Below are 23,719 nucleotides of genomic sequence, written 5' to 3'. Positions count from 1 at the left end.
GGTCAAAGACCTTTCACCCGCTTCGCGCTATTCTTGCTCTGGCCAGTAGCCAGTTGCCAGCAACCCCTCCCTGCCCATGCCCTCCTTCTCCCACATCGATTCCGCCAACCTTCCGACCATGGTCGACGTGGGCGACAAATCCGTTACCAAGCGTATGGCGGTTGCGGAGTCGCGCGTGCGATTCCCGGCTGAAGTGGCCAACGCGTTGCGGGCGCAGGGATTCAACACGGCGAAGGGGCCTGTGTTTCAGACGGCGATCATTGCGGGTGTGATGGCGGCGAAGCGGACTCATGAACTGATTCCGTTCTGTCATCCGCTCGGTATCGAGAACTGCAAGGTGCATATCGAGATGGATGGCGACGATGCGCTGATTCGTTGCACCGTGTCGCTGCATCACAAGACGGGTGTCGAAATGGAGGCGCTCACCGGCGCGAGCGTCGCGGCACTCACGATCTACGACATGTGCAAGGCTTTGTCGCACAGCATCGAGATCCGCAGCACCAAGCTCGTCGAGAAGTCCGGCGGACGCAGCGGCCCGTTCAACGCAGCGGACGCGGAGGAGCGATGAGCGCTCTCTTCGGCCTGATTCTCGCTGGCGGTGCCAGCACGCGGATGAAGCGCGACAAGGCTGCGCTCACGTACCACGGCAAGTCGCAACTTCAATGGACATACGAACTTGTCTCTGATGTCTGCGCGGCCACCTTCGTGTCGGTGCGGCCGGATCAACGCGATGAGACTACTCGCGCAGCGTTTCCGCAGGTCGTCGATCGCCAGCCCGGCATCGGCCCCATCGCCGGCATCTCTGCCGCGCTTGCGCAGCACCCGAAAGCTGCATGGCTCATCGTGGCCTGCGATCTTCCGTTCCTGACCCGCGAGACGCTTGAGCAGCTCATCGCTCATCGCGATCCGAACCGGATCGCCACGGCGTATCGCAGCGCGCACGATTCCCTTCCTGAACCCTTATGCGCGATCTGGGAACCTGCAGCTCGAGAACCATTGCAGGCGTACGTGGACGCCGGCAAGCAGTGCCCGCGCAAGTTCCTCATCAATGCGAACACGCTGCTGCTCGACCTTCCGCAGGCCAGTGCGCTGGACAACATCAATACAACCGACGAGTTCGACGCAGCCAGCAAGACGCTGCATGGCGCGAGCCCGGAACGCACCGCACCCGCAGGTGAGAGCAGATCGCTGCGCGTGCAGTATTTCGCGCTGTTCCGCGAACAGGCCGGCCGCAGCGAAGAGACGCTCGATACGCCGGCCGCGACGCCTGGCGATCTGTACCGTGAGCTTCAGTCACGCTATCCGTTCAAGCTCACGCGCGAACAGCTGAAGGTCGCGATCAACGATGAATTCTCGGGTTGGGATGCGCGCCTGAAGAACGGCGACACCATTGTGTTCATTCCACCGGTTGCAGGCGGATGAAGCCCTTCTCTTTCAGCAACACGGCACTCACCGTCGATCGGTATCGCGAAGCGCTCGCCGATCCGGCTGCCGGCGGCTATGCGTCCTTCGAAGGCTGGGTGCGAAACCACAACGAAGGGCTGGCCGTCACGCGACTGGAATACGAAGCGTTCGAAGCCCTCGCCAACAAGGAAGGCGAACGCATCGTCGCCGAAGCCATCCGCCGCTTCGGCGTGATCAATGCCGCCTGCGTGCATCGTGTCGGATCGCTCGAGATCGGCGACATGGCCGTGTGGGTAGGCGTCAGCTCACGCCATCGTGCCGAAGCCTTCGCCGCCTGCCGCTTCATCATCGACGAAGTGAAGCATCGCGTGCCGATCTGGAAGAAGGAGCACTACGTCAATGGGGACTCGGGCTGGGTGAACTGCGAGCGGTGCGCGGACCATGCACATGAGCATGAGCATGAGGGCTCGAGGCTCGAGGCTCGAGGCTCGAGCCAGAACGGGAAAGAAGACACAGCCCCGTCTTCTCTGGCTCATGCCTCACGCCTCAAGCCTCACGCCTCTCCGGACTACTCCCGCCAGATCACGCTGCGCGAAGTCGGCGCCGCCGGCCAGGAAAAGCTCCGAGCCGCGCGCGTCCTCGTCATCGGTGCAGGCGGCCTCGGTGTTCCAGTACTCAACTATCTCGCCGGAGCAGGCATCGGTACGATCGGCATTGCGGAATCCGACATGCTGGCTGCCAGCAACCTTCACCGCCAGCCGCTCTACGCTATCGATGACGTCGGTCTGCCGAAGGCACAACTCGCCGCGCGGCGACTGAACGAGCTCAATCCCGACGTGCACGTGCATACGCATGAGCGCATCGGCGCGAACAACGCGGTCGCCCTGCTCTCGAACTATGACCTCGTCATCGAATGCAGCGACAACTTCGCCACGAAGTTCCTCGTGAACGATGCCGCCGTGAAAACGTCGAAGCCGGCGATCTTCGCGAGCGTTTACCAGTACGAGGGCCAGCTGCAGGTGTATCGGCCGGACGCGGATGGCGCATGCCTGCGCTGCCTCTGGCCTGACGCAACTCGCGACGGGATCGTCGGCAACTGCGCCGAAGCCGGCGTTCTCGGGCCCGTGCCCGGTGTGCTCGGAACGCTGCAGGCGCTCGAAGCCCTGAAGCTGTTGCTCAACCTGCCGGGCCAGTTACGCAACGAGATGCTGTTGATCGATCTGCTGACGCTCGAACAGCGGAAGCTGAAGACGTCTCGACGCAGTGCGTGCGTTCATGACGCCTCGAGATCGATCGAAGTGCCCCCAGCCGACCTCGAAGTCGCGCTTCACGAACTCACCCCGGCAACAGTGAACGGATATTCGCTCATCGACGTCCGCGAGCTGCGCGAAGTGCGCGATGCCCCGATTCCGCAGGCGGCGCAGCACATTCCCCTGGCCGTGCTGCTCGCGGACTCGAGTGCGCTCGATCCCGAAGAAAAGTACCTGCTGATCTGCGCCCGTGGCGCACGCAGCAAGGCGGCCGCAGAGCATCTACGGGCACAGGGGTTTGCGAGGGCGTATTCGTTGCGAGGCGGAGTGGAAGGGCTGAGCCGCTAGCACCGCGTCATTCCCGCGAACGCGGGAGTGACGGACTGTCGGCTTCCCTCACTGCCCGTGAATCACCAGATCAATCCTGCGGTTCCTCGTCCTTCCATCCGCCGTCTCATTCGTCGCCACGGGGCGCGCTTCTCCATAGCCGATCGAGCTGATCTTTTCGGGGTTGGTGCCGAAGTTCGTCACGAGGTACTGGCGCACGGCGTCGGCGCGATCCTGCGAGAGAATCAGGTTGGCGGAATCGCTGCCGTTCGAGTCGGTGTGGCCTTCGACGGCGATCGATGAATCCGGGAACAGCTTGAGAGCGTCGCGGACTTTGTTCATGAGAGCAGTGTTCGACCCGTCGATCGTGCTGCGACCCGAAGGAAAGCGGATACCCAGCAGGGAGATCACGATATCGTCGCCCTGTCGCACGACGCGCGCTTCTGTCGAGCCAAAGGAGCCTTCGATGGCGGCGACATTCGCACGCACGCGCTCTTGCGCATCCACCCGCCGCTGCAACGCGATGCGCTCTTGCGATACGCCGCCGAGCCGGGCTTCGAGCTTGGTCATCTCCGCATTGAGCGCGGTGATCTGTTCGTTGCGATCTTCGAGCTCACGGGCGAGCCGCTGCGCTTCCTGGCGCTGGTCCTGCGTCTGCTTGAGCAGTTGCTGCGTGACCGGCTGGATGCCCTTGTCGAATCGCGATTCGATCTCGGCCGCGTGGGCGATCTCCCCGATCGAGCTCTCCCATGACAGCAGCAGCTCTTCGAGCCCTGCTTCGTCGCCCTTCTTGTCGAGCGTCGCCTGGATGAGCTGCGCCAGATGGATCGAATGACGCGCTTCGTACCCTGCCTGCGCAGCGAGCTTCGCGGCAGCCGCCGGCTCATACCGATTGCGATTGATCTCCTGCTCGGCCTGCGAGAGGTTGCGTTTTGCGGCAGCGAGGGTGCGCGGCGCGAACTTTTCTACCTTCGCGGCATCGGCCTGTGCGATCACGGCCCGCGCCTCGTTCAGCACTCCATTGCGAATCGCGGTCATCTCGGCTTCGCGCAGCAAGACGTTGGCCTCGGCCGAACGCTTCTGCGCACCGTTCGTGTCGTTGCGCTCGAGCGCCGAGGTCGCCTCACGAAACCGTTGCTCGGCCTTCTGCCACGGCTCAGGCGCGAACTTCGGCGCATTCGCGCTCAGAGCATCAGTGCGTGTTGCAACGAGCGACTGCAGCGTCTCGCGGGCTGCGGCAGCAGCTGTGTTTGCACGCTGCAGGGCTGCGGCACCCGCGCTCAACTGCGCCCGGACCTTGTCCGGATTGCGGCCCTTCTCCGCATCGCGTGTCGCAGTCGCGAGGGCTTCGGCCGCATCGGCGAAATTCCCGGGAGCGAGCGCATCGACCTGCTCCTGACGGGCCTTGTCGATCGCAGCCGCCAGTTGCGCCTGGGACATCTGCGACTGGCCGAAGGCCGAGACAGCCAGCAACGAGCCGGCAAGGAGACCGAAGAGCGACGAAATGGGTTTGAGCATGCAGCGAGTATAAGGGCCGATTTCTGGCCGGAATGTGAACCGGATCAAGGCGGCCAGCTAGCTGGCTAGCTGGCTCCGCTCACGCCCTCGTCTGCCCACTCCCCCTCACCACGTACTTGTAACTCGTCAGCTGCTCCACTCCCACTGGTCCGCGTGCGTGGAATTTGTCGGTGGAGATGCCGATCTCGGCGCCCATCCCGAACTCGCCGCCGTCGGCGAACTGGGTGGAGGCGTTGTGCAGGACGATGGCGCTGTCCACGGTCGAGAGGAATCGTTCGGCGGTCTGTGCGTTGCCGGTCACGATCGATTCCGTGTGGGCGGAACCGTACTTCGCGATATGGGCCGCAGCGGCGTCGACGCCATCGACCACACGGGCGGCGATGATCCGGTCGAGATACTCGGCGTACCAATCCTCCTCGGTCGCCTGCTTCACGCGTGCGTCGATGCTTCGAACTGTCTCGTCGCCGCGCACTTCACAGCCTGCATCGAGCAACGCCTGCACAACCGGCGTGAGATGAGTCGCAACGCATGCGCGATCCACGAGCAGCGTCTCCGCAGCACCGCAGACCCCCGTGCGACGCAGCTTCGCGTTGAGAACGATGTCGCGCGCCATGGTCAGGTCGGCGTCGCGATCGACGTACACGTGACAGACACCCTCGAGATGCCCGATCACCGGCACGCGCGCTTCCTGCTGCACGCGAGCAACCAGGCTCTTGCCTCCGCGTGGAACGATCACATCGATGAAATCAGTCATCGATCCCAGCATGTAACCGACCGCTGCACGATCCGTCGTCGGCACGATCTGGATCGCCGCTTCGGGCAATCCGGCTGAGCGCAGTCCGTCCACGAGACACGCGTGAATCGCGCGGCTGGAGTTCGCGCTCTCCGATCCGCCGCGCAGGATGACGGCGTTGCCCGACTTGAGACAGAGCGCGCCTGCATCAGCGGTCACGTTCGGACGGCTTTCGTAGATGATCCCGATGACGCCGAGCGGTACGCGGACCCTCTGAATGCGCATGCCGTTCGGTCGCGTCCACTCGGCCGTGACGACACCGAGCGGATCGGCGAGCGCCGCGATCTCCTCGACGCCCGCCGCCATCGACTCGATGCGCTTGTCGTCGAGCTCCAGCCGGTCCAGAAGCGCCGCCGACAGATCGCGTGCGCGGGCTTGTTCGAGATCTGTTCGATTCGCAGCGAGGATAGCCTCGCGATTCGTTCGCAACGCATGCGCCGCGGCATGCAACGCGGCATTGCGCGTCGCGGCATTCGAGGTCGCGAGCAATCGCGCCGCGTCCACGGCCGCACGGCCGATCGGCTCCATGGTCGCGGCGATGTCGGTAGCTGCTGAATTCATGCTCGATGCGCTGATTGCGTTCATGCGGCCATTCTAGCAACGGCCTTCGGTCAGTAAAGAATTGTCAATCATTACGACATTCTGCCGCGTGAAATACGCCAGATTCATCGGAAATTCCAGACTCGGAGCGAACCTCGCGCAAACTGAGCGAAGCGTCGACTGCAAGGAAAGCTTGAGCGTCGTTGCATTCGGGGGTCCCGATGACACAATGCCGCCGCAGATTCTCAAGGGGTATTACGGATGTCGGCTGAAGTGAACGAGATGGCGGCGTCCGCGCCCGCCCGCGCAGAAGAATTCAAGGTCACCGAAGCCTACCGCCAATACGTCGTCTGGTTCCTGTTCATCGTCTACGTCTTCAACTTCGTCGACCGGCAGATCCTTGCGACGCTGATGGAGCCGATCAAGGCGGAGTTCAAGCTCACCGACACCCAGCTTGGCCTGCTCAGCGGCCTGGCGTTCGCCGTCTTCTACACCACTGTCGGCATTCCGATCGCGCGCCTCGCGGACAAGAGCAATCGCGTGAACATCATCGCGATATCGCTTCTGATCTGGAGCGCGGCAACCGCCGCGACCGCATTCGCGAAGAATTTCACGCATCTGTTCCTGTGCCGCATCGTCGTCGGCATCGGCGAAGCAGGCTGCAGTCCGCCGGCTCATTCGCTCATCAGCGACTACTTCGAACCCAAGCGTCGCGCGACTGCCCTGTCGATCTATTCAATGGGCGTTTACGGCGGCAGCTTCCTCGGACTGCTGATGGGCGGCGTGGTTGCGCACGAGTACGGCTGGCGCACGGCGTTCCTGCTCGTCGGCCTGCCGGGCCTCGCACTCGCATTGATCATGAAGCTGACGCTGCGTGAACCGCCGCGTGGCTATTCGGAAGGCGGCGCGCATACGGTCAAAGAACCGCCCCCGATGATGACCGTGCTGAAGACGCTCTGGGCCAAGAAGACCTTCAAACACCTGTCCGTCGCGTCGGGCCTGCATGCGTTCGTGAGCTACGGCGTCAGCGCCTTCTACAACTCGTACCTGATCCGCTCGCACGGCTTCACGGTCGCGGAAGCAGGCATCTGGCTCGCCTTCATCGTCGGCATCGGCGGGCTCGCCGGTACGTACTTCGGCGGCACGTTCGCCGACAAGCTTTCGCAGAAGCACAACGACACGCGTTATCTGCTCAGGGTTCCAGCGGTCTCCAACATGATTGCGCTGCCCTTCGCTGCCGTCGCGTTCATGACGGGCAACACCGCCGTCGCCCTCATCTGCCTGTTCATATACATCTGCTTCGGCACGATGTATCTCGCACCGTCGATCTCGGGCACCTATCGCCTCGTCGGTCCGCGCGAACGCGCGCTCGCGAGCGCACTGCTGTTCCTGGTGCTCAACTTCATCGGCATGGGCGTCGGCCCATCGCTGACCGGCCTGATCAGCGAGACGTTCAAGGAATTCTTCGTCAGCCAGGGCGAGACTGCGGCACAGGCGACTGCGGACGGCTTGCGGTACGCACTGTCATTCATCGTCTTCGTGTTCGCCTGGTCGACGTTCCACTACTACCGGGCGATGCGGACTCTGCGGGAAGAGGAGTACCGCTAGGACCGGACGTACCGGTCCCGCAGCTCGCGCTTGAGAACTTTCCCGATCGCGCTGCGGGGCAGGCTCGGAAGAATCTGCACGGCAGTCAGGCGCTGGGTCTTCCCGAGACGCTCGTTTGCCCAGCGCTGGATCGAATCCGCGGTTTCACTGCTGCCGGGTCGCAGTTGAATGAATGCGACGGGAGTCTCGCCCCATTGCCGTGACTGCACGCCGACGACCGCGGCGTCCGCAACTGCATCGTGCTGGAACAGAACCGCTTCGAGATCGGACGGGTACACGTTGAAGCCGCCCGAGATGATCATGTCCTTCTTGCGATCCATCAGCGTGAGGAAACCCTCCGCGTCGAATCGGCCCACGTCGCCGGTGCGGATGAAGCGATTGCCTTCGCGGTCGTACCACTCGGCTTCCGACGTCTTGGCTGGCTGATTGAAATAACCCCTCATCATCGCGGGCGAGCGGCCGACGACTTCGCCGATCTCGCCCTGCGCGACTTCGTTGCCCTGCTCGTCGATGAGACGAATGTCGTGCCCCGGCGCCGGGCGACCAACTGTGTGCAGCTTCGTCGGATGCTCGTGCGCCTGAAGCACGCAGGTACCTCCGCCCTCGGTCATTCCGTAGTACTCGATCAATCCGCCGGGCCAGCGGTTCAGGATGTCGCCCTTCAACGCCGCGGAGAACGGCGCGCTGGTACAGAACTTCATGCGGAAGCTCTTCAGGTCATGACGATCGAAGTCCGGCAGATCCATGATGCGCTGATACTGGACGGGTACGAGCATCGCGTGAGTCGCACGATACTTCTCGGCGAGCGCCACGAACTTCGCGGCATCGAACTTCGACATCAGGACCACGGCGCCGCCGCCGGCCAGCGCCGGGAAGAAACTCACCAGCGTCGTGTTCGAATAAAGCGGCGTGGAGCAGATCGTTACGGCGCTCACGTCGTATCCCGATCCGGATGCGCGGCGAACGTGCTGCCAGCGCATGCGGTGCGGCTGCACGATGCCTTTCGGCGCACCCGTTGTTCCTGATGAATAGATAATGTTGAATGCTGCATCCGGCTCGATCGCGACCGGTGCGGGTTTCGACTCCGTTGCCGCGAGCCATGCCTGCAGCGGCTTGCCGACACTCGAATCATCGAGGCTGATTCGCCCCACCGCTGCGGGAATCCCAGCGGCATCGATCGCGGCGGCGACCGATTGATCGAGAAACAGCAATTTCGCACCGCAGTCCCGCACCATGAGCGCCAGGCTCTCCGGCGTCGACGACGGAGCCAGCGGCGCGACCACGACCCCCGCCCGCAACGCGCCGAGAAACACCACGCCATACTCGATCCCTGCCGTCGCGCAGATCGCAATCGAACTGCCTGCCGCAATACCGTCGCGCTGCAGCGACGCCGCCACGCGATCCATCATGGAATCCAGCGTGCCGTAGTCGAGAACGGAATCATCCTTGATCAACGCGGGATGCCGCGGACGTTCCTGCGCATGCGCGCGAATCAGATCGGCAATCAGCCCGAATTCCTGCTGGAGAATTTCCTGGGACGTCATGAGTCGTGAGGGGGCCGCAAAGGGGAGCCGAGGACGCAGGCACAATGCCACAAGGGAACGTGTAAAAGTGTAAACGCGCCCGGCTCGAATCCCGTTCTGTCGATGCGCACAGTCGGCAGTTGCGGCCCCTCTGCCTGCGCTGCAAACTGCCACGCCCCGCAGTTCAAGACGGACCGTCTCGTGCCCCAGCTCAGCGCCAACGGCATCACCCTCGAGTACGAATCATTCGGCTCAGCGTCCCACCCGCCGCTGCTGCTGATCATGGGCCTCGGAGCGCAGCTCACTCGCTGGCCCCTGCCCTTCTGCGACAAACTCGTCGCGCGCGGTTTCCGGGTCATCCGTTTCGACAATCGCGATATCGGTCTGTCGACGAAGCTGGATGGCGCACCCGTTCCGGAACTCGCGACAGTGATCGCTGCGCGCATGACGGGTCTCCCCGTGCACGTTCCCTACACGCTGCATGACATGGCAGCGGACGCCGTCGGCTTGCTGGATGGATTGAAGATCGATGCGGCCCACATCGTCGGCGCATCGATGGGCGGAATGATTGCGCAGCTCGTCGCGGCCGACTATCCGCAGCGGGTGCTTTCGCTGACGTCGATCATGTCGACAACCGGCAATCCCGCACTGCCTCCGCCGACACCAGCCGCAAGCGCGGTACTGATGTCGCGCAGTCCGAATCCCAGCGATCTCGAGGCGTATGTGAAACATGGCCTCAACACATTGCGAGTGCTCGCGAGTCCTGCTGTGCCCTTCGATGAAGCCGCGGCGCGTGAGCGCCTGATCACCGATGTGAAGCGCAGCTACAACCCGCCAGGATTCGGTCGCCAGATTGCGGCTGTGACTGCGACCGGCGATCGCCGTGAGCGCATCCGAAGAATCAAGGCACCGACTGTCGTCGTGCATGGAGCAGACGATCCGCTCGTGCCGCTCGCAGGCGGTCGCGACACCGCGGAGAACATTCCCAATGCCGAGCTGCGCGTCATCCCTGGAATGGGTCACGACATTCCGCCGCAGTTCTACGATCAGATCGTCGACGCGATCGAAAGCGCAGCGCGCCGCGCGGGCGCGAAGAATGCCGTCGCCTGAACCATTCCACCAAGAAAACCGCGGGTATCCGTCATGAAACGACTCGAAGGGAAAAACGCGCTGGTCAGCGGAGCAGCGAGCGGCATCGGTCGCGCAAGCGCCATTCTGTTCGCGGCTGAAGGCGCGAACGTCGTGGTCCTCGATCGCGCGCCCGCGGTCGAAGAGACGGCGCAGGCGATTCGCAGCGCGGGCGGCAAAGCGATCGCACTCGTGAAGGATTCCTCCGAGGAGTCGAACGTGGCGGCTGCGATCGACACCGTCGTGAAGGAATTCGGCGGGCTCGATGTGTGCTTCGCCAACGCTGGCGTCAGCGGCGGCTGGGTCCCGATGCAGGAGCAGACCCCCGAGCACTGGGCCGAGATCCTCAAGATCAATCTCATCGGCACTTTTCTCGCCGTGAAGCACGCATCGCGCGTGATGACGCCGCGCAACCGTGGATCGATCATCTGCACGGCTTCTGTCGCCGGCCTGCGCTCGGGCGCGGGCGGTTCTCCTTACAGCGCCAGCAAGGCTGGCGTCATCAGCCTGGTGCAGACCACGGCGTGGCAACTGAGCGGCAGCGGCGTGCGCATCAACGCGATCTGTCCTGGCCTCATCGAGACCGGCATGACCCGCCCGATCTTCGAACAGGCCAGGGCGCGCGGAACCGATCACAAGATCGGGCAGTTGAATCCCATGCGCCGGGCCGGCGCCCCGATCGAGATCGCACAGATGGCATTGTTCCTTGCATCCGACGACGCCTCGTACGTCAACGGACAGGCGTTCCCGGTCGATGGCGGACTGAGCACGTCGCACCCGATCGTGCCGCCGAAGGCCTGATGCCGTAGCGGAATCGGCGGCCGCCGGACGCGTGAGCACTCGCATCCAAGCCGTCCGTCTTCCGCTGCGTCATCCTGCTGACTTCGATCTACTGCCGGAGAATTTCATGCGCCGCAACCACGACGAACCCCGCCGATCCTCCGCTTTGGATGCGCTCGAGACGCTGGCGCTGATCGGCGCACTGGGACTCATCGTCGCGCCGGCCCTGAAAGGAATCGCCTACCGCTGGCGCCTCCGCAATCCTTCCGCTTCGAGCGAAGAAGCCATCGACGAATCGCTGGAAGACACGTTCCCCGCGAGCGATCCGCCGGCGGGCAGGTTCGTCGATATTCCGGAGAACAGGAAAGGATGAGAGAGGCGGCAAGCCAGCTACCAGCCGGCTAGCTGGCTTCTTGTCATCTCCCCACCAGTTTCCTCAGTTGCCCCACCAGCACTACCGGCAGCACCGGTTTCGCCAGCCTCGGCACATCTCGCATCGCTGCCGGAAATATCCGGTCGTCGTCCGCATACGCGGTCGCGAATGCGAACGGAATCCCGCGAGCGCGCAACTGCTCTGCGGCCGAGAAGACGAGCTCGCCGTTGAGATTCACATCGAGGATGGCGACATGCGGGGACGCCGCCTGGATGAACGCGTGTGTCTCGGCGAGGCTCGATGCCGGACCGAGCACTTGCGCGCCGCGCTCCTCCAGCAGCGTCTGCATGTCGTACGCGACGATGAAATCGTCTTCGACCAGCAAGATCCTCAGACCGCGGAAGAGATCCCGCTCAGCGGCCGCGCTGCCCCCTGAAGCGTGATCCGACGCGTGATCCGGCGGCGCCGACTCCGCCGGCGCGCATTCACGCCTGCTGCATGAGTTGTAGCCGTGGCAGATCGACGCGGACTCGCGTGCCGGGACGATGTGCGTCGTCTCGTGCCGGCGATTTCTGCGACTGGCTGCCGAACTGCCGCGCCACCATGTCGATGATGCGGGTGCCCAGACCGCCGCCATCCGTTCCCGTCGATCGATCGCTGCCCTGTGAATTGTTGTTACTTTCATAGCCCACCCCGTCGTCGATCACTTCTAGAAAGGGTGCTTCGCCCTGCCCGGAGAAGACTACCCTCACCTCGCCCGAATCGTCGCCCCGAAAACCGTGCTTGACCGCATTCATCACCAGCTCGCTGGTCAGCACTCCCAGCGAGACGGCATCGCGAGCGTGGATCTCCAGCGGGGATAGTTCGTACCGAACCTGAATCCGCCCATCCGCCGGAAAGCCTGCGCAGATATCGTCGAGGACCGCGCCCAGGACCTCGTCCGCCCGCACCGTCGCGAAATCCGCTCCGAGTCTCAGCTTGCGGTGCGCGGACGCGACGGCCTGCACACGCGCCCTTGCCGCGCTCAACGCCTTCACCGCCTCGGGACTCGTCACCGCACGCTGCTGCATCGTGAGGAACGAGGACACGAGGGCAAGGTTGTTGCCGACGCGATGATTCACATCGGTCAGAAGCGCTTCGGCACGGCCGCGTTCGCGCTCGGCGAGCTCGGTCGAGCGACTGAGTTCCGCGGTTCGCTCCGCGACCTTGGCTTCGAGCTCGGCGTGATGGGCGGCGAGACGACGCTGGCTCTGATCGAGGCCCTGCATGTAGGCCCGCACGCTGAGCAGCGCCATGACCGCGAAGATGCCGGCCACGATCACCATTGCACTGACGGCGCGGACGAACTGATCCCGAATCACCGCGGCCTGCCGGCGTCGTTCGAGCAGCAGGCGATTCTCGCTGGCGTCCATCTGGGAGATCCGCTCGCGGATTTCGCGCATCGCCGCAGCGCCGCGTGTGCTTACGATCCGCGCGATCTGCGCGCGATCGTTCGTGGCAACCAGATCGAGCGTCTCGCGAATGGCTTCGAAGCGCCGGTCGATGGCGGGCGTGAGGGCATCGACACGCGCCAACTGAACGGGATCTTCGGCCACGAGGCCGCGCAGCTTCTGCACCAGCGCAGGTACGGAGTCATGCGCCGCGCGAAAGTCGACGAGGAACTGTGCCTGGCCGGTGATGAGATACCCTCGCTGTCCGGCTTCCGCATCGCCGATCGTCGTCAGCAGCACGTCGAGCGCCTGTTTGACGTCGAGCGTGTGCGCGATCCATTCATCCGTCCGTACAGCCGTGCGCGACATACCGACGAGCACGACCGTCGACACGAGCAGCATCAGGAAGCACAGGACGACCGTGACCACGAGGGCCCGGCTGATCCGCGTTGCCTTCTTGCCTAGTTCCTGCATTCTATGATCGCGCGACTATGCGCCGACCGTGATGACGAGGTCGTCCCGATGAATGAGCTCATCGCGGCCCCGAAATCCGAGCAACGCCTCGATCTCCGCGGATTTCCGGCCGGCGAGACGCTCGGCGTCGTCGCTGGAGTAAGCCGACAGCCCACGCGCGATTTCGAGACCTTCGCGGTCACGCACGACGAGTGCGTCACCGCGTTCAAATTTCCCTGCGACGCGAGTGACACCCGCCGGCAACAGGCTCTTGCCGTGCCGCAGCGCCGACGCGGCGCCGTCATCCACGTAAATTTCACCAGCAGCCTTGAGCGTGCCGGCGATCCATTGCTTGCGAACAGTTGCGGGACTGGCGGCGGGATAGAACCAGCTGCAGCGCGCACCTTCTTCGATCCGTCGCAGCGGATGCATCTCGCGGCCCGCAGCCACGCACATATGACAACCCGCGGTCACCGCAATCTTGGCGGCCGCGATCTTGGTGGCCATGCCGCCCGATCCCACGGACGAAGCGGCACCGCCCGCCATGCGTTCGATCTCGGGGGTGATCCGCGGCACTTCCGGAATGAACTGGGCGGACGGATCTTTCGTCGGATCGGCGGTATAGAGCCCGTCGACATCCGACAGGAGCACGAGGCAGTCGGCACTCATCATCTGTGCGACGCGGGCAGCCAGCCTGTCGTTGTCGCCGTAGCGGATTTCCGCGGTGGCGACAGTGTCGTTCTCGTTGATGACGGGGATGGCACCCAGCTTGAGCAGCGTACCGAGCGTGCTGCGGGCATTGAGATAGCGGCGGCGCTCCTCTGTGTCCCCGAATGTCAGGAGAATCTGGGCAACCGTGAGGTCATGCCGTTCGAGCACATCCTTCCAGGCATGCGCGAGCCGGATCTGCCCGACCGCCGCGGCCGCCTGGCTTTCCTCCAGCCGCAGCTTGCCGGCTTCGAGCTTCAGGTGCCGGCGACCCAGCGCGATCGCGCCGGATGAAACCAGGAGCACGTCCTGCCCGCGTGCGCGCAGAGCGGCGATGTCCTGGGCGAGGGTTTCGAGCCATTCCCGATTCAGTTGTCCGGTCGCGGCGTCCACGAGCAGCGCGGAGCCGACTTTGATGACGACTCGCCGCGCCTGCCGGAGCGGATCGGCAGAGGCTCTGTTTTCCCTCTTGGTCATGTTCGACGGATGCCTGCGGCCGATGACTCGATCATTGTCTGTTGCACGTTAGCTGCCGCTTGCGTCACGACGCGTGGCGCCAGGTGGCCCTGGTCCGCGGCAGCCCGCCCCGGCAGCGCCCCATACCGATGCAAGTGCGGACAATCACAGTAGCTTTTGATGACGCGGGCGAGTCTAACAGAAGGTGCTCACCGTCCCGCCGACATGCACGAGTCGCTCCGCTTCACCCTCACTGTGTGCGACTTACAACGCATTTGTTCTGTTGCCTGCCACCGGCCGGACCCCCTAATATTCTGCCGCCGGTCGGCCTGGCCGTCCGGCGCCGCCTTTCATCGAAGTTCCGTGCGTTTTCCGTCTGAGGTGTCACGTGGGTAGAGACTACGACCCGGTCAAAGGGCAGTGGTTTGAAGATCTGGAAGAGAACGAGATCTTCCTGGTGTTGTCCGTCGATCCCGACACCGAACTGGTCGAGATTCAGTACGAGAACGGCGACATCGAGGAGATCGATCTAGACACCTGGCACGAGCTCGACCTCGAGCGCACCACCGAGCCCGAGGGCTGGGCGAGCGCCGACGGCGAGGAAGAAGAGGAAGGCGACGAGGACCTCGAGGACGACGAGGAAGACGACTGGGACGAAGACGACGATGATGATGACGACTGGGACGACGATGACGACGAGGACATGGACGACGATTACAGCGACCGCGACGACAACTGACGCGGCGCGTGATCCCGGGTGCGCCCTGTAGCACACCCGGGGACCGAACCGTGAGTCCCTCGAGTCCGGCGCCCGCCTCCCGACGTCGGCAGCCGCCCTGCCGGCGGTGCTTGAAATCCCCCCGCCCGACCCATACATGCACCAGCAATCCGCACCTTTTCGCGGACTGATCCAACGGGGCCTTCAATGAAGCGAATTTTCCTGTTCCTCGCGACCAACGTCGCCATCCTGCTCGTGCTGAGCGTGACGTTGCGACTGTTCGGCGTCGACCGCATCCTGAACGAACAGGGTACGGGGCTCGACATCAACAACCTGCTGATCTTCTCGGCGGTGCTGGGCTTTGCAGGCTCCCTGTTCTCGCTGGCGATTTCCAAGTGGAGCGCCAAGCGGATGATGGGCGTGCAGGTCATCGAACAGCCGCGCACGGCCGACGAACAGTGGCTGGTCGAGACTGTCCGCCGCCAGGCCCAGGCAGCCGGCATCGGCATGCCTGAAGTCGGCATTTTCAATGCTCCCGAGATGAACGCGTTCGCGACCGGCGCCCGCCGTAACGCAGCGCTGGTGGCCGTGAGCACCGGCCTGTTGCGCGGGATGTCGCGCCAGGAGGCGGAGGCCGTCCTCGGCCACGAAGTCAGCCACGTCGCGAACGGCGACATGGTGACCCTGACGCTGATCCAGGGCGTCGTGAACACGTTCGTCATCTTCCTGTCACGGGTGATCGGCTACACCGTCGACAAGGTGGTCTTCAAGACCGAGCGCGGTCATGGGCCCGCCTTCATGATCACGGTGATCGTCGCGCAGCTCGTGCTCGGCATCCTGGCGAGCATGATCGTCATGTGGTTCTCGCGGCAGCGTGAATTCCGTGCCGATAGCGGCGGCGCCACTCTCGCCGGCCGCCAGTCGATGATCAGCGCGCTCGAGCGCCTGCGTCAGGCGCACCCGCCTGCCCTGCCCGACAAGATGGCCGCGTTCGGCATCACCGGCGGGCTGGGTGATGGCCTGAAGCGCCTGTTCATGACTCATCCGCCGCTGGAAGAGCGCATCGCGGCGCTGCGTAACGCGGCCTGAGCGATCTTCGTTCGGAACCCGGGCCCGGGCTCATCACATTGAGCCCGGGCTTTTTCATTTCCGCGGATCGCACAGCATGAAGTCACACCGCACGGCCATCGTCTGGTTCCGGCGCGACCTGCGGCTCACGGACAACCCGGCGCTACGCTGCGCCGCCGAACAGGCGACACACGTCATTCCGGTGTTCATTCATTCGCCCGACGAAGAGGGCGAGTGGGCGCCGGGTGCTGCAAGCTGCTGGTGGCTGCATCACAGCCTCAGCGCGCTCGACGCAGATCTGCGTGGCCGCGGAAGCCGACTCATCGTTCGCCAAGGGTCTGCGCTGTCGTCGCTCCGACAACTGATTCGCGACACCGGCGCGACGCTCGTGACGTGGAACCGGTTGTACGAACCCGCGATCGTTGCGCGAGATACTGCGATCAAAACCGCGCTCGGCGATTCCGGCATCGAAGCCGAAAGTCACAACGCGGCGCTCCTGCTCGAACCCTGGGCGATCAAGAACGTCCAGCAGCAGCCTTATCGCGTGTTCACTCCCTTCTGGCGCGCTGCGGTCGCGAAGCTCGATGGCCTCCCGTCGCCGCGACCCGCGCCTCGACGCATTCCCGGCCCGGAAGACTGGCCCGCTTCGACACCGCTATCGAAACTGGACCTGCTGCCAAAGATTCGCTGGGACGCGGGTCTCGCCGAACGCTGGCAGCCGGGCGAAGCGGGAGCGCTGGAGCAACTCGATAGTTTTGCGGACGAGGCCGATCGTTACAGCACCGCGCGCGACCGGCCTGATGAATCAGGAACGTCGTCGCTTTCGCCGCACCTGCACTTCGGCGAAATCGGACCGAGGCAGATTTTCGCGCAACTGCATCTGCTGTCGCCTTCGTCGGATTCCTTGGCGACGTACGCGCGTGAGATCGGCTGGCGCGAGTTCGCACATCACCTGCTCTTTCATTTTCCGCACACGGCCACGAAGCCGCTCGACGTACGATTCGAGCGGTGGTCGTGGCAACGCAGTCGCAAGCCGCTGGCTGCGTGGCAACGCGGCCTGACGGGCATTCCCATCGTCGATGCAGGCATGCGCGAGCTGTGGCACACCGGCTGGATGCACAACCGCGTGCGGATGATCGTCGCGTCGTTCCTGACCAAGAACCTGCAGACGCACTGGCTGCAGGGCGCACGCTGGTTCTGGGACACGCTCGTGGATGCCGATCTCGCCAACAACACGCTGGGCTGGCAATGGACCGCCGGCTGCGGTGCCGACGCAGCGCCCTACTACCGGATCTTCAATCCGGTGCTGCAGGCCGAGAAATTCGATCCGCACCGTCACTACATTCGCCGCTGGGTGCCGGAGATCGCAGCGCTGCCCGATCGCTTCGTTCATCAACCCTGGTCCGCGCCCGAGCCGGTGCTCGAACAGTCGGGCGTAAAGCTGGGCAAGAGCTATCCGAAACCGATCGTCGATCTCAGGGAAAGCCGTGAGCAGGCCCTTGCAGCCTACGAAGCGATGAAGACGTTGCCGTGACGGGTACGGGATGCGCTACGCTGCATCCATGCGAAGCCGCCTCGTCGACTGACATGCTTCCCCTGCGCCTCGGCGTCGTTGCCGGCCTCAGCGCCATATCGCTCTGGGGACTGTTCTCGCTGCTGGACTCGCTGAAGGAGCCCGGGCTGCTGCGTACTGAGAAAGCCGCGGTCGTGAAAGGCTGCGATTCGCTCGATTCGGAGCAAGCACGCGAGCAGTGCCCGTCGTTCTTCTGTCAGAAAGCCCTGATCGACGCGAAGATCATGCCCCTCACGGGCCACTTCGAACTGACGCTCGATGAAAGCTATGAGGACAACGAGCGCCTGATCGAGGGGCGAGTCACGGACGGGCAACAGACGATCGATGTCGCGTGCGAACTGAAGGGCACCAAGGTGACTGATGCGAGCGTGATCGAATGATCACGTGCTCTGGTCCGTCATCTCCTTCTTCGCCAGCTCCAGCCATTCCTTCTGCAACTGCCGCGCGTGGCGCGATGTCAGCTCGGAATCCTCGACGAGTTTGCGAAACAACTCACGCGCCCGGCCAGTCTGGCCCATCTGCTTGAGCAGCGCGGCCTGGCGATAGCGGGCTTCGGCGCCGGCGTCATATCTGACCAGCGCTTCATATTCATCGGCCGCTTTCTGAAGGTGGCCCTCTGCCTCGAGCGCTCGCGCGTAGAGGATATGGCCATCGATCGAACGGAAATCCGGATTCGCGGCAATGAGATCGTCCAGCGTCTGGCGCGCGCCGGATGCATCGCCGTTCGCGAACAGTGCACGGGCCAGGCCCAGCATCAGGTGCGGATCTTTTTCGTAGAGGCCGGTCAGCGTCGCGCGGTAACTGACGATCGCGTCGTCGTATTGCCCGCTCGCGAGCTGTTCATCCGCGAGACGGCGCTTGGCGTCGATGCTGTTGGTCAGGCGCGCGACCTTGTGCGCCTCGCGCAGGTCACGATTCGGGTCGAGTGTCTTACGAACGCTCGACACCGCACGCCGCGCCGTCCGCCCGCCCAGAAACTCGGGGAGCACTTCGACGAGCAGGTACGCGATCGGACCCGCGACCGGCATCAGGACCAGGATCCAGATCCACAACGAATTACGACCGGTGCGGATGACGTGAACGACCAGCGCTACCTGCAGCAGGATCGATGCAATGAAAACCGGCATGACTCCCCTCCCTCCCTGAACGCACGCGATTCTACGCTATGCGAATGCGTGCAACCGCAACACGCAGTGTCGCGCACGCGACTAGAATCGCGCCATGACCGCCTCCACACAAAAACCGCCCGCCGGCGCACTCGACCGGTTGCGAGGCATCGTCGGCCCCCAGGGATTCCTGGACCAGGCGGGTGACGTCGAACCCTTCGTCGTCGACCATCGCAAGCTGTATAGGGGCACGACGCCTCTCGTGCTGCGGCCGGAGTCGACCGAGGAGGTGGCCGCGATCCTGAGACTATGTAATGAAGCCGGCATCGGCGTCGTCCCGGTCGGCGGCAACACGAGCTATTGCGGCGGCGCCACGCCCAGCAGTGATGGATCGCAGGTCGTCGTGTCACTGTCGCGGATGCGGCGCGTCCGGTCGGTCGATCCGCTGAACTACACCATGATCGTCGAAGCCGGCTGCGTCCTCGCGGAGGCCCAGGCCGCCGCAAGCTCGGTCGATCGCCTCTTCCCGCTGAGCCTGGGCTCGGAGGGTTCGTGCCAGATCGGCGGCAATCTTTCGACGAATGCCGGCGGCACCGCCGTCCTTCGCTACGGAATGATGCGCGACCTCATTCTCGGCCTCGAGGTCGTGCTGCCGGATGGCCGCGTGCTCGAATCCCTCAACTCCCTGCGCAAGGACAACACGGGTTACGACCTGCGCGATCTGTTCATCGGGGCCGAAGGAACGCTCGGCATCATCACAGCGGCGTCCTGCAAGCTGTTCTCGCGACCGACGTCTCAAGTGACTGCCGTTGTCGCAGTGCCTGAGCCGCAATCCGCGGTAGCTCTGCTGTCGCGTATGCGTTCCGCGAGCGGCGATTGCGTGAGCACTTTCGAACTGATGCCGCGCTTCGCGCTCGACCTCGTGCTGAAGCACGTGGGCCAGACGCAGGATCCTTTCGAAGAGCGCCACAACTGGTACGTGCTGCTCGAAATCGGCAGCGGCCGTTACGACACCGGCATGCGCGCCGGTGTCGAAGCCGATCTCGCGGCTGCGATGGAACAAGGCATCGTGCTCAACGCCGTGATCGCCGAGAGCGAGGCGCAGCGCGAAAAATTCTGGCGCTTGCGTGAAACGATCCCCGAAGCGCAGCGGCGCGAAGGGGCCAGCATCAAGCATGATGTGTCAGTGACGAGCAGCGAGCTGCCGCGGTTCATCATCGAAGCGTCGGCCGCGATCCAGCAGATTTCTCCGGAGGCACGCATCATTGCCTACGGGCATCTCGGTGACGGCAATCTCCACTTCAATGCAAGCCAGCCCGCTCAAGGCGATGCATCGCAGTTCGAATCTCTGGCCCCGCGCATCAACCGCGCCGTCCATGACCTCATCGCTCGCTACGGCGGGAGCTTCAGCGCGGAGCATGGAATCGGGCAGCTGAAGCGCAGCGAACTGCAGCGCTACAAGAACCCGGTGGCGCTGAGCGTCATGCGGACGATCAAGCAGGCACTGGATCCGAAGGGGATCATGAATCCGGGGAAGGTGCTTTAGGGCACTGCCTTGGCGAGCGAAGCGTCGCCCCCGGCGATGACGTCCGACTAAAGCCGGACCCACAAGCGGAAGGAATGTCGCGCTCTGCTCGCTCCGGCCGATGCAGTGCGCCTTCTCCTACAATCACCAGTGCGGGAACTGGCCCGATCCGCAAAGCGTTCACGATCGCAATCCGCGACGAGTGAACGTACCCGATGGCTTCTTTCGACGCCTGCCCCACTTCTCATCCCCTGCGACGACACATTCGGCTGCTGTTGATCACGGCTTTTTCTGCCGCAACGATCACTGCACCCGCGCTTTCGCAAGAAGTCACCGAACGCGTCGAGGATGCCTCCGGCAAGGAAGTGGAGATCGAGCAGGCATGGAGTCACACCGGCCTGCTGCGCGCTCGCGATCTCACACCGTTCGGACTCCTGCGTCTCGACATGCTGCCCGCGCACACGGCGGACGCGAAGGAAGGGACCTGGACGTTCGAGATCCAGCTCGCGTACCAGAACACGTTCATCATGAGCGAGAACGTGCAGGACTACCTCGAGAGACGCAACGTCGGCCGGGAACCGCTGCGACCGCAGGATGCGGCGGCGATTCTGGCGCTGCCGGGCGATGCGTACTACGTCGATGGCGAAGTCGGCCTCGCCGACCTCATCGTTCAACGGCGCATGAACGAATACTGGAGCGCATACCTCACCGTGCCGTACATCCACTACGGCGAAGGCGTCATGGACAACACGGTCGAGTGGTTCCACGACGCCACCGGATTCAGCCAGCAGGGTCGCGATCTCGTCGCACGCAACCGCTTCCAGTTCATCTACGACATCGGCGGCACTGCCTTCGCACAGCTCGATCGCAGCACCAAGGGCGGCTTCGGCGATCCGGTCTTCGGCATCCGCTATTCGTTGCCCGAGCCGCGCTTCGGCTGGGACCTGGTCGTCGAGCTCGCCGCGAAAATCGCAGTGGATGGCGAACGATTCCTGCTCTCGACGGGCGAGAACGACTACGGCGCACAGCTCACGATGCAGCGCCGATTCGGCGCGACCGGTCGTCACGCCGTGTACTTGAGCGGCAGCGCCGTCTATTACGCCGGCGGCCCGGAGATTCCCGGCGACGAATCCGAAGTGATCCCGACGCTGATCGCAGGCTACAGCGTCGGGATCACGCCGACGACGAGCTTCATTCTCCAGGCTTACGCGAGCAGGAGCGTCGTGCAGGACACGAGCATCGACGAACTGAGGGACGACAAGTACCAGCTGAGCCTGGGACTGCAGTCGCGCACGAAGAACATCCTCTGGAGCTTCGCGCTGACGGAGAACATCAGCAACTTCTCGAACACTCCGGATTTCGGGGGACAGATCGGGATTGCGTATATGCCGAAGGCGAAGTGATCACGTCCCGACCCTGCCGCCGCCCTTCTTCCTCACCGCGATCACCGACGACCTCGGCTGCGTGCCCGGACCATCGGGCCAGTGGCTCCTCGGCTTCAGTACGCTGCCGCCTTCGCCGGGATGCTGGATGCTGAGGAAGAACGTTTCGCCGTCAGGCGTGAACTGGCAGCCGCAGATCTCGGCGCCGATCGGACCGCTCATGAACTGGCGCAGACGCCCGCGATCCGGGCCAGTCGTCGGGCAGACCCAGCATCCGTTGTTGTCGTTCCGGGGCTGCGGGCCATCCGTGACGACCCAGAGATTGCCATCGGGGTCGAAGCCGAGGTTGTCGGGCGATCCGATGGGACTCAGGTCAGCGGCATTCGCATAGCCGGCGAAGTACGCGCTGTTGCGGTCGATGCCGGGCCGGACGTCCTTGATGTCGGTGATGAGCTTGCCGCGCGGATCACCCGCGAGAATGAAGACCTCCCATCGAAACTCGAGCGATGTGTGATCGTCGTCGTTCTCGTGAATCTCGATGATGTGGCCCCATGGATTCTTGCCGCGTGGATTGGCGGCGTCGGGACCGGCCTCGACCTCGCGACCCGCGTACATCTTCGTCACCGGCAGCGCGGTGCGCTCCGCGTTGTTGGTGCACGAGACGTAGATGCGGCCGGTGACCGGGTTCACCTCCATGTCCTCGGGGCGATCCATCGGCGTCGCGCCGAGCACCGTCGCGGCGGCCCGCGCCTTGATCACCACATCGCCCTGATGCCGAAACCCGGCGCGTTCATTCAGCGGTCCCCTGGAGTCGAACACCATCGGCAGCCAGCGACCGGTTCCATCCGCGTCGAATCGCGCGACGTACAGCGCGCCCGCATCGAGCAGGTCACGATTCGCCGCGAGATCGTCCTTGTCGAAACGACCTGACGTCACGAACTTGTAGATGTGCTCGAACTTGTCGTCATCGCCCATGTAGACGGCGACGTGCCCGCTCTTCGCAACGACCGTACCCGCCCCTTCGTGTGCGAACCGACCGAGCGCGGTGCGCTTCACGGGCGGACGCTGCGGATCACGCGGATCGATCTCCACGATCCAGCCGAAGCGGAACGGCTCGCAAGGCTCGTTCACCAGATCGAAGCGTGGGTCAGTGACGTCCCACCCGTAAGCCGACTCCTGTCGCATGCGGAAGCGTCGATGCGCGTCGATGACGAATGGATCGACGTCCGGCATCTCCTTCAATCGACGGAGGTTGCCGAAGTAGTCCTGGATGTTTTCTTCGGCGCTGAGATACGTGCCCCAGGGAGTCTCGCCGCCCGCGCAACCCGCGAATGTTCCGAAGACGCGCGTTCCCGTCGGGTCTCCTTTCGTCCGCACGAGTGAAGTGCCACGCGCGGGACCGCGAATCTCGGCCGGCGTGTGCGCAGTGATGCGGCGATTGAAACGCGAGTCCTTCACGAGCCGCCAGCCGTCGCGCCCCAGGGCGATCTCGATGACCGAAACCCCCTGCGCCGCCTGCGTCACCGGAACGACCTGCGGATGCTTCTCGATGTAGCCGCGGATCGCACCCTTCTTTGCATCGAAGCCGTCATGACTCGCGAACATCAATTCGTCGGATGTGTACTCGTGGTTCACGCACAGCAGACCGCGCTTGCCGCGCGAATCGAGCGGGAAGTAGCGAATCGCATCGCAGTTCTGGCCGAACTGCCGCGTCTGCTGCTCGGCGATACCGGACTTCAGGAGACCACCTTCAGCGAGCATCGCCATGTCGATATCAGGCGTGCCCGTGAAGAGGCTATCGCCCCAGCGCGCGACCAGGTCGTACGTGTAGCCGTCAGGAAGCACGACATCGTCGCGGGAGCGATCGATCGCCGCGAATCTCAGTGTATTGCGCGTGGCTGCGGCGACTGGGTCGCTCGTGAAGAGTGCTGGCGCCGCGGCAAGCGGGATCAGTGCTGCTGCGCCATTCAATACCTGCCGACGGGAAAGACGCTGCTCGAGAAGGTCCTGGAATGAATCTGCCATGGATCGTCGCCTGGAAAACGCCCGCGCAGGG

The 23,719-nt window shown here is 63.9% G+C and carries 21 protein-coding genes; 13 read left to right on the top strand and 8 right to left on the bottom strand.

All coding sequences use genetic code 11. The features are described 5' to 3' along the window. The first annotated feature begins 76 nt into the window (after window positions 1-76). The 3 genes from moaC to HNQ60_RS12160 are packed head-to-tail and all read left to right on the top strand — an operon-like array spanning window position 77 to window position 3,002. Window positions 77-568 carry a cyclic pyranopterin monophosphate synthase MoaC gene (gene moaC / locus HNQ60_RS12170; protein ID WP_184332128.1) on the top strand — a complete coding sequence of 164 codons (492 nt, stop codon included), beginning with the start codon at window positions 77-79 and terminating at the stop codon, window positions 566-568. Then, window positions 565-1,422: a MoaD family protein gene (locus tag HNQ60_RS12165; protein WP_184332126.1), complete on the top strand. Its 858-nt coding sequence runs from the start codon at window positions 565-567 to the stop codon at window positions 1,420-1,422. The genes moaC and HNQ60_RS12165 overlap by 4 nt, the downstream gene beginning before the upstream one ends. Beyond that, the gene (locus tag HNQ60_RS12160; RefSeq protein ID WP_184332124.1) at window positions 1,419-3,002 is read left to right on the top strand and encodes a ThiF family adenylyltransferase; all 1,584 of its coding nucleotides are present in this window, start codon (window positions 1,419-1,421) and stop codon (window positions 3,000-3,002) included. Before HNQ60_RS12165 ends, HNQ60_RS12160 begins: the two co-directional genes overlap by 4 nt. A 48-nt stretch (window positions 3,003-3,050) precedes the next feature. Here HNQ60_RS12160 and HNQ60_RS12155 read toward each other — a convergent pair whose 3' ends face one another. Continuing rightward, on the bottom strand, window positions 3,051-4,499 hold the full coding sequence (locus HNQ60_RS12155) for an OmpA family protein (protein ID WP_184332121.1): 1,449 nt from the start codon (window positions 4,497-4,499) through the stop codon (window positions 3,051-3,053). Between the two features lie 79 nt (window positions 4,500-4,578). Continuing rightward, window positions 4,579-5,877: a glutamate-5-semialdehyde dehydrogenase gene (locus tag HNQ60_RS12150; protein WP_184332119.1), complete on the bottom strand. Its 1,299-nt coding sequence runs from the start codon at window positions 5,875-5,877 to the stop codon at window positions 4,579-4,581. 216 nt (window positions 5,878-6,093) lie between these two features. Between HNQ60_RS12150 and HNQ60_RS12145 the strand changes: the two genes are divergently transcribed. Next, window positions 6,094-7,440 carry a spinster family MFS transporter gene (locus tag HNQ60_RS12145; protein ID WP_184332117.1) on the top strand — a complete coding sequence of 449 codons (1,347 nt, stop codon included), beginning with the start codon at window positions 6,094-6,096 and terminating at the stop codon, window positions 7,438-7,440. On the opposite strand, the gene HNQ60_RS12140 is transcribed toward HNQ60_RS12145, so the two are convergent. After that, on the bottom strand, window positions 7,437-8,984 hold the full coding sequence (locus tag HNQ60_RS12140; RefSeq protein ID WP_184332115.1) for a class I adenylate-forming enzyme family protein: 1,548 nt from the start codon (window positions 8,982-8,984) through the stop codon (window positions 7,437-7,439). The genes HNQ60_RS12145 and HNQ60_RS12140 overlap by 4 nt on opposite strands. 180 nt (window positions 8,985-9,164) lie before the next feature. Here HNQ60_RS12140 and HNQ60_RS12135 point away from each other — a divergent pair, with 180 nt between their 5' ends. The 3 genes from HNQ60_RS12135 (at window position 9,165) to HNQ60_RS12125 (ending at window position 11,244) form a co-directional block, all read left to right on the top strand. Next, a complete protein-coding gene (locus tag HNQ60_RS12135) occupies window positions 9,165-10,073 on the top strand; it encodes an alpha/beta fold hydrolase (RefSeq protein ID WP_184332113.1) in 909 nt (302 codons plus the stop codon). Window positions 10,074-10,106: 33 nt separating this feature from the next. After that, window positions 10,107-10,892, top strand: coding sequence for an SDR family NAD(P)-dependent oxidoreductase (locus HNQ60_RS12130; RefSeq protein WP_184332111.1), 786 nt, complete (start codon window positions 10,107-10,109; stop codon window positions 10,890-10,892). A 106-nt stretch (window positions 10,893-10,998) separates the two neighbouring features. Beyond that, window positions 10,999-11,244 (top strand): hypothetical protein, encoded by a 246-nt coding sequence (locus HNQ60_RS12125; RefSeq protein ID WP_184332109.1) that lies wholly within the window; start codon window positions 10,999-11,001, stop codon window positions 11,242-11,244. 43 nt (window positions 11,245-11,287) lie between these two features. On the opposite strand, the gene HNQ60_RS12120 is transcribed toward HNQ60_RS12125, so the two are convergent. The 3 genes from HNQ60_RS12120 to proB all read right to left on the bottom strand — a co-directional run bounded on the left by HNQ60_RS12120 (window position 11,288) and on the right by proB (window position 14,312). After that, entirely contained in the window at window positions 11,288-11,629 is a 342-nt protein-coding gene (locus HNQ60_RS12120; RefSeq protein WP_184332107.1) for a response regulator, read from the bottom strand. 100 nt (window positions 11,630-11,729) lie between these two features. After that, window positions 11,730-13,148 carry a CHASE3 domain-containing protein gene (locus HNQ60_RS12115; protein ID WP_184332106.1) on the bottom strand — a complete coding sequence of 473 codons (1,419 nt, stop codon included), beginning with the start codon at window positions 13,146-13,148 and terminating at the stop codon, window positions 11,730-11,732. A gap of 15 nt (window positions 13,149-13,163) precedes the next feature. Next, the gene (gene proB / locus HNQ60_RS12110; RefSeq protein WP_184332104.1) at window positions 13,164-14,312 is read right to left on the bottom strand and encodes a glutamate 5-kinase; all 1,149 of its coding nucleotides are present in this window, start codon (window positions 14,310-14,312) and stop codon (window positions 13,164-13,166) included. Window positions 14,313-14,679: 367 nt separating this feature from the next. Here proB and HNQ60_RS12105 point away from each other — a divergent pair, with 367 nt between their 5' ends. From HNQ60_RS12105 to HNQ60_RS12090, 4 genes are all read left to right on the top strand, one after another. Continuing rightward, the gene (locus tag HNQ60_RS12105; RefSeq protein ID WP_184332102.1) at window positions 14,680-15,030 is read left to right on the top strand and encodes a DUF6763 family protein; all 351 of its coding nucleotides are present in this window, start codon (window positions 14,680-14,682) and stop codon (window positions 15,028-15,030) included. Window positions 15,031-15,216: 186 nt separating this feature from the next. Continuing rightward, on the top strand, window positions 15,217-16,098 hold the full coding sequence (htpX, locus tag HNQ60_RS12100) for a protease HtpX (RefSeq protein ID WP_184332100.1): 882 nt from the start codon (window positions 15,217-15,219) through the stop codon (window positions 16,096-16,098). A 76-nt stretch (window positions 16,099-16,174) separates the two neighbouring features. After that, window positions 16,175-17,611, top strand: coding sequence for a cryptochrome/photolyase family protein (locus HNQ60_RS12095; protein ID WP_184332098.1), 1,437 nt, complete (start codon window positions 16,175-16,177; stop codon window positions 17,609-17,611). A gap of 53 nt (window positions 17,612-17,664) precedes the next feature. Next, window positions 17,665-18,030: a hypothetical protein gene (locus HNQ60_RS12090; RefSeq protein WP_184332096.1), complete on the top strand. Its 366-nt coding sequence runs from the start codon at window positions 17,665-17,667 to the stop codon at window positions 18,028-18,030. On the opposite strand, the gene HNQ60_RS12085 is transcribed toward HNQ60_RS12090, so the two are convergent. Then, window positions 18,031-18,777 (bottom strand): tetratricopeptide repeat protein, encoded by a 747-nt coding sequence (locus HNQ60_RS12085; protein WP_184332094.1) that lies wholly within the window; start codon window positions 18,775-18,777, stop codon window positions 18,031-18,033. 94 nt (window positions 18,778-18,871) lie between these two features. Between HNQ60_RS12085 and HNQ60_RS12080 the strand changes: the two genes are divergently transcribed. Both HNQ60_RS12080 and HNQ60_RS12075 read left to right on the top strand, forming a co-directional pair. Then, window positions 18,872-20,302: an FAD-binding oxidoreductase gene (locus HNQ60_RS12080; RefSeq protein WP_184332092.1), complete on the top strand. Its 1,431-nt coding sequence runs from the start codon at window positions 18,872-18,874 to the stop codon at window positions 20,300-20,302. Between the two features lie 194 nt (window positions 20,303-20,496). Then, on the top strand, window positions 20,497-21,684 hold the full coding sequence (locus tag HNQ60_RS12075; protein ID WP_184332090.1) for a DUF3187 family protein: 1,188 nt from the start codon (window positions 20,497-20,499) through the stop codon (window positions 21,682-21,684). Here HNQ60_RS12075 and HNQ60_RS12070 read toward each other — a convergent pair whose 3' ends face one another. Continuing rightward, a complete protein-coding gene (locus HNQ60_RS12070) occupies window positions 21,685-23,688 on the bottom strand; it encodes a PhoX family protein (RefSeq protein WP_184332088.1) in 2,004 nt (667 codons plus the stop codon). Window positions 23,689-23,719: the final 31 nt, after the last annotated feature.

The sequence above is a fragment of the Povalibacter uvarum genome (assembly GCF_014202975.1).
GTDB lineage: Bacteria > Pseudomonadota > Gammaproteobacteria > Steroidobacterales > Steroidobacteraceae > Steroidobacter > Steroidobacter uvarum.
Note: the sequence above shows the minus strand (reverse complement) of the source record. Positions and strands in the feature narration are given on the sequence as shown.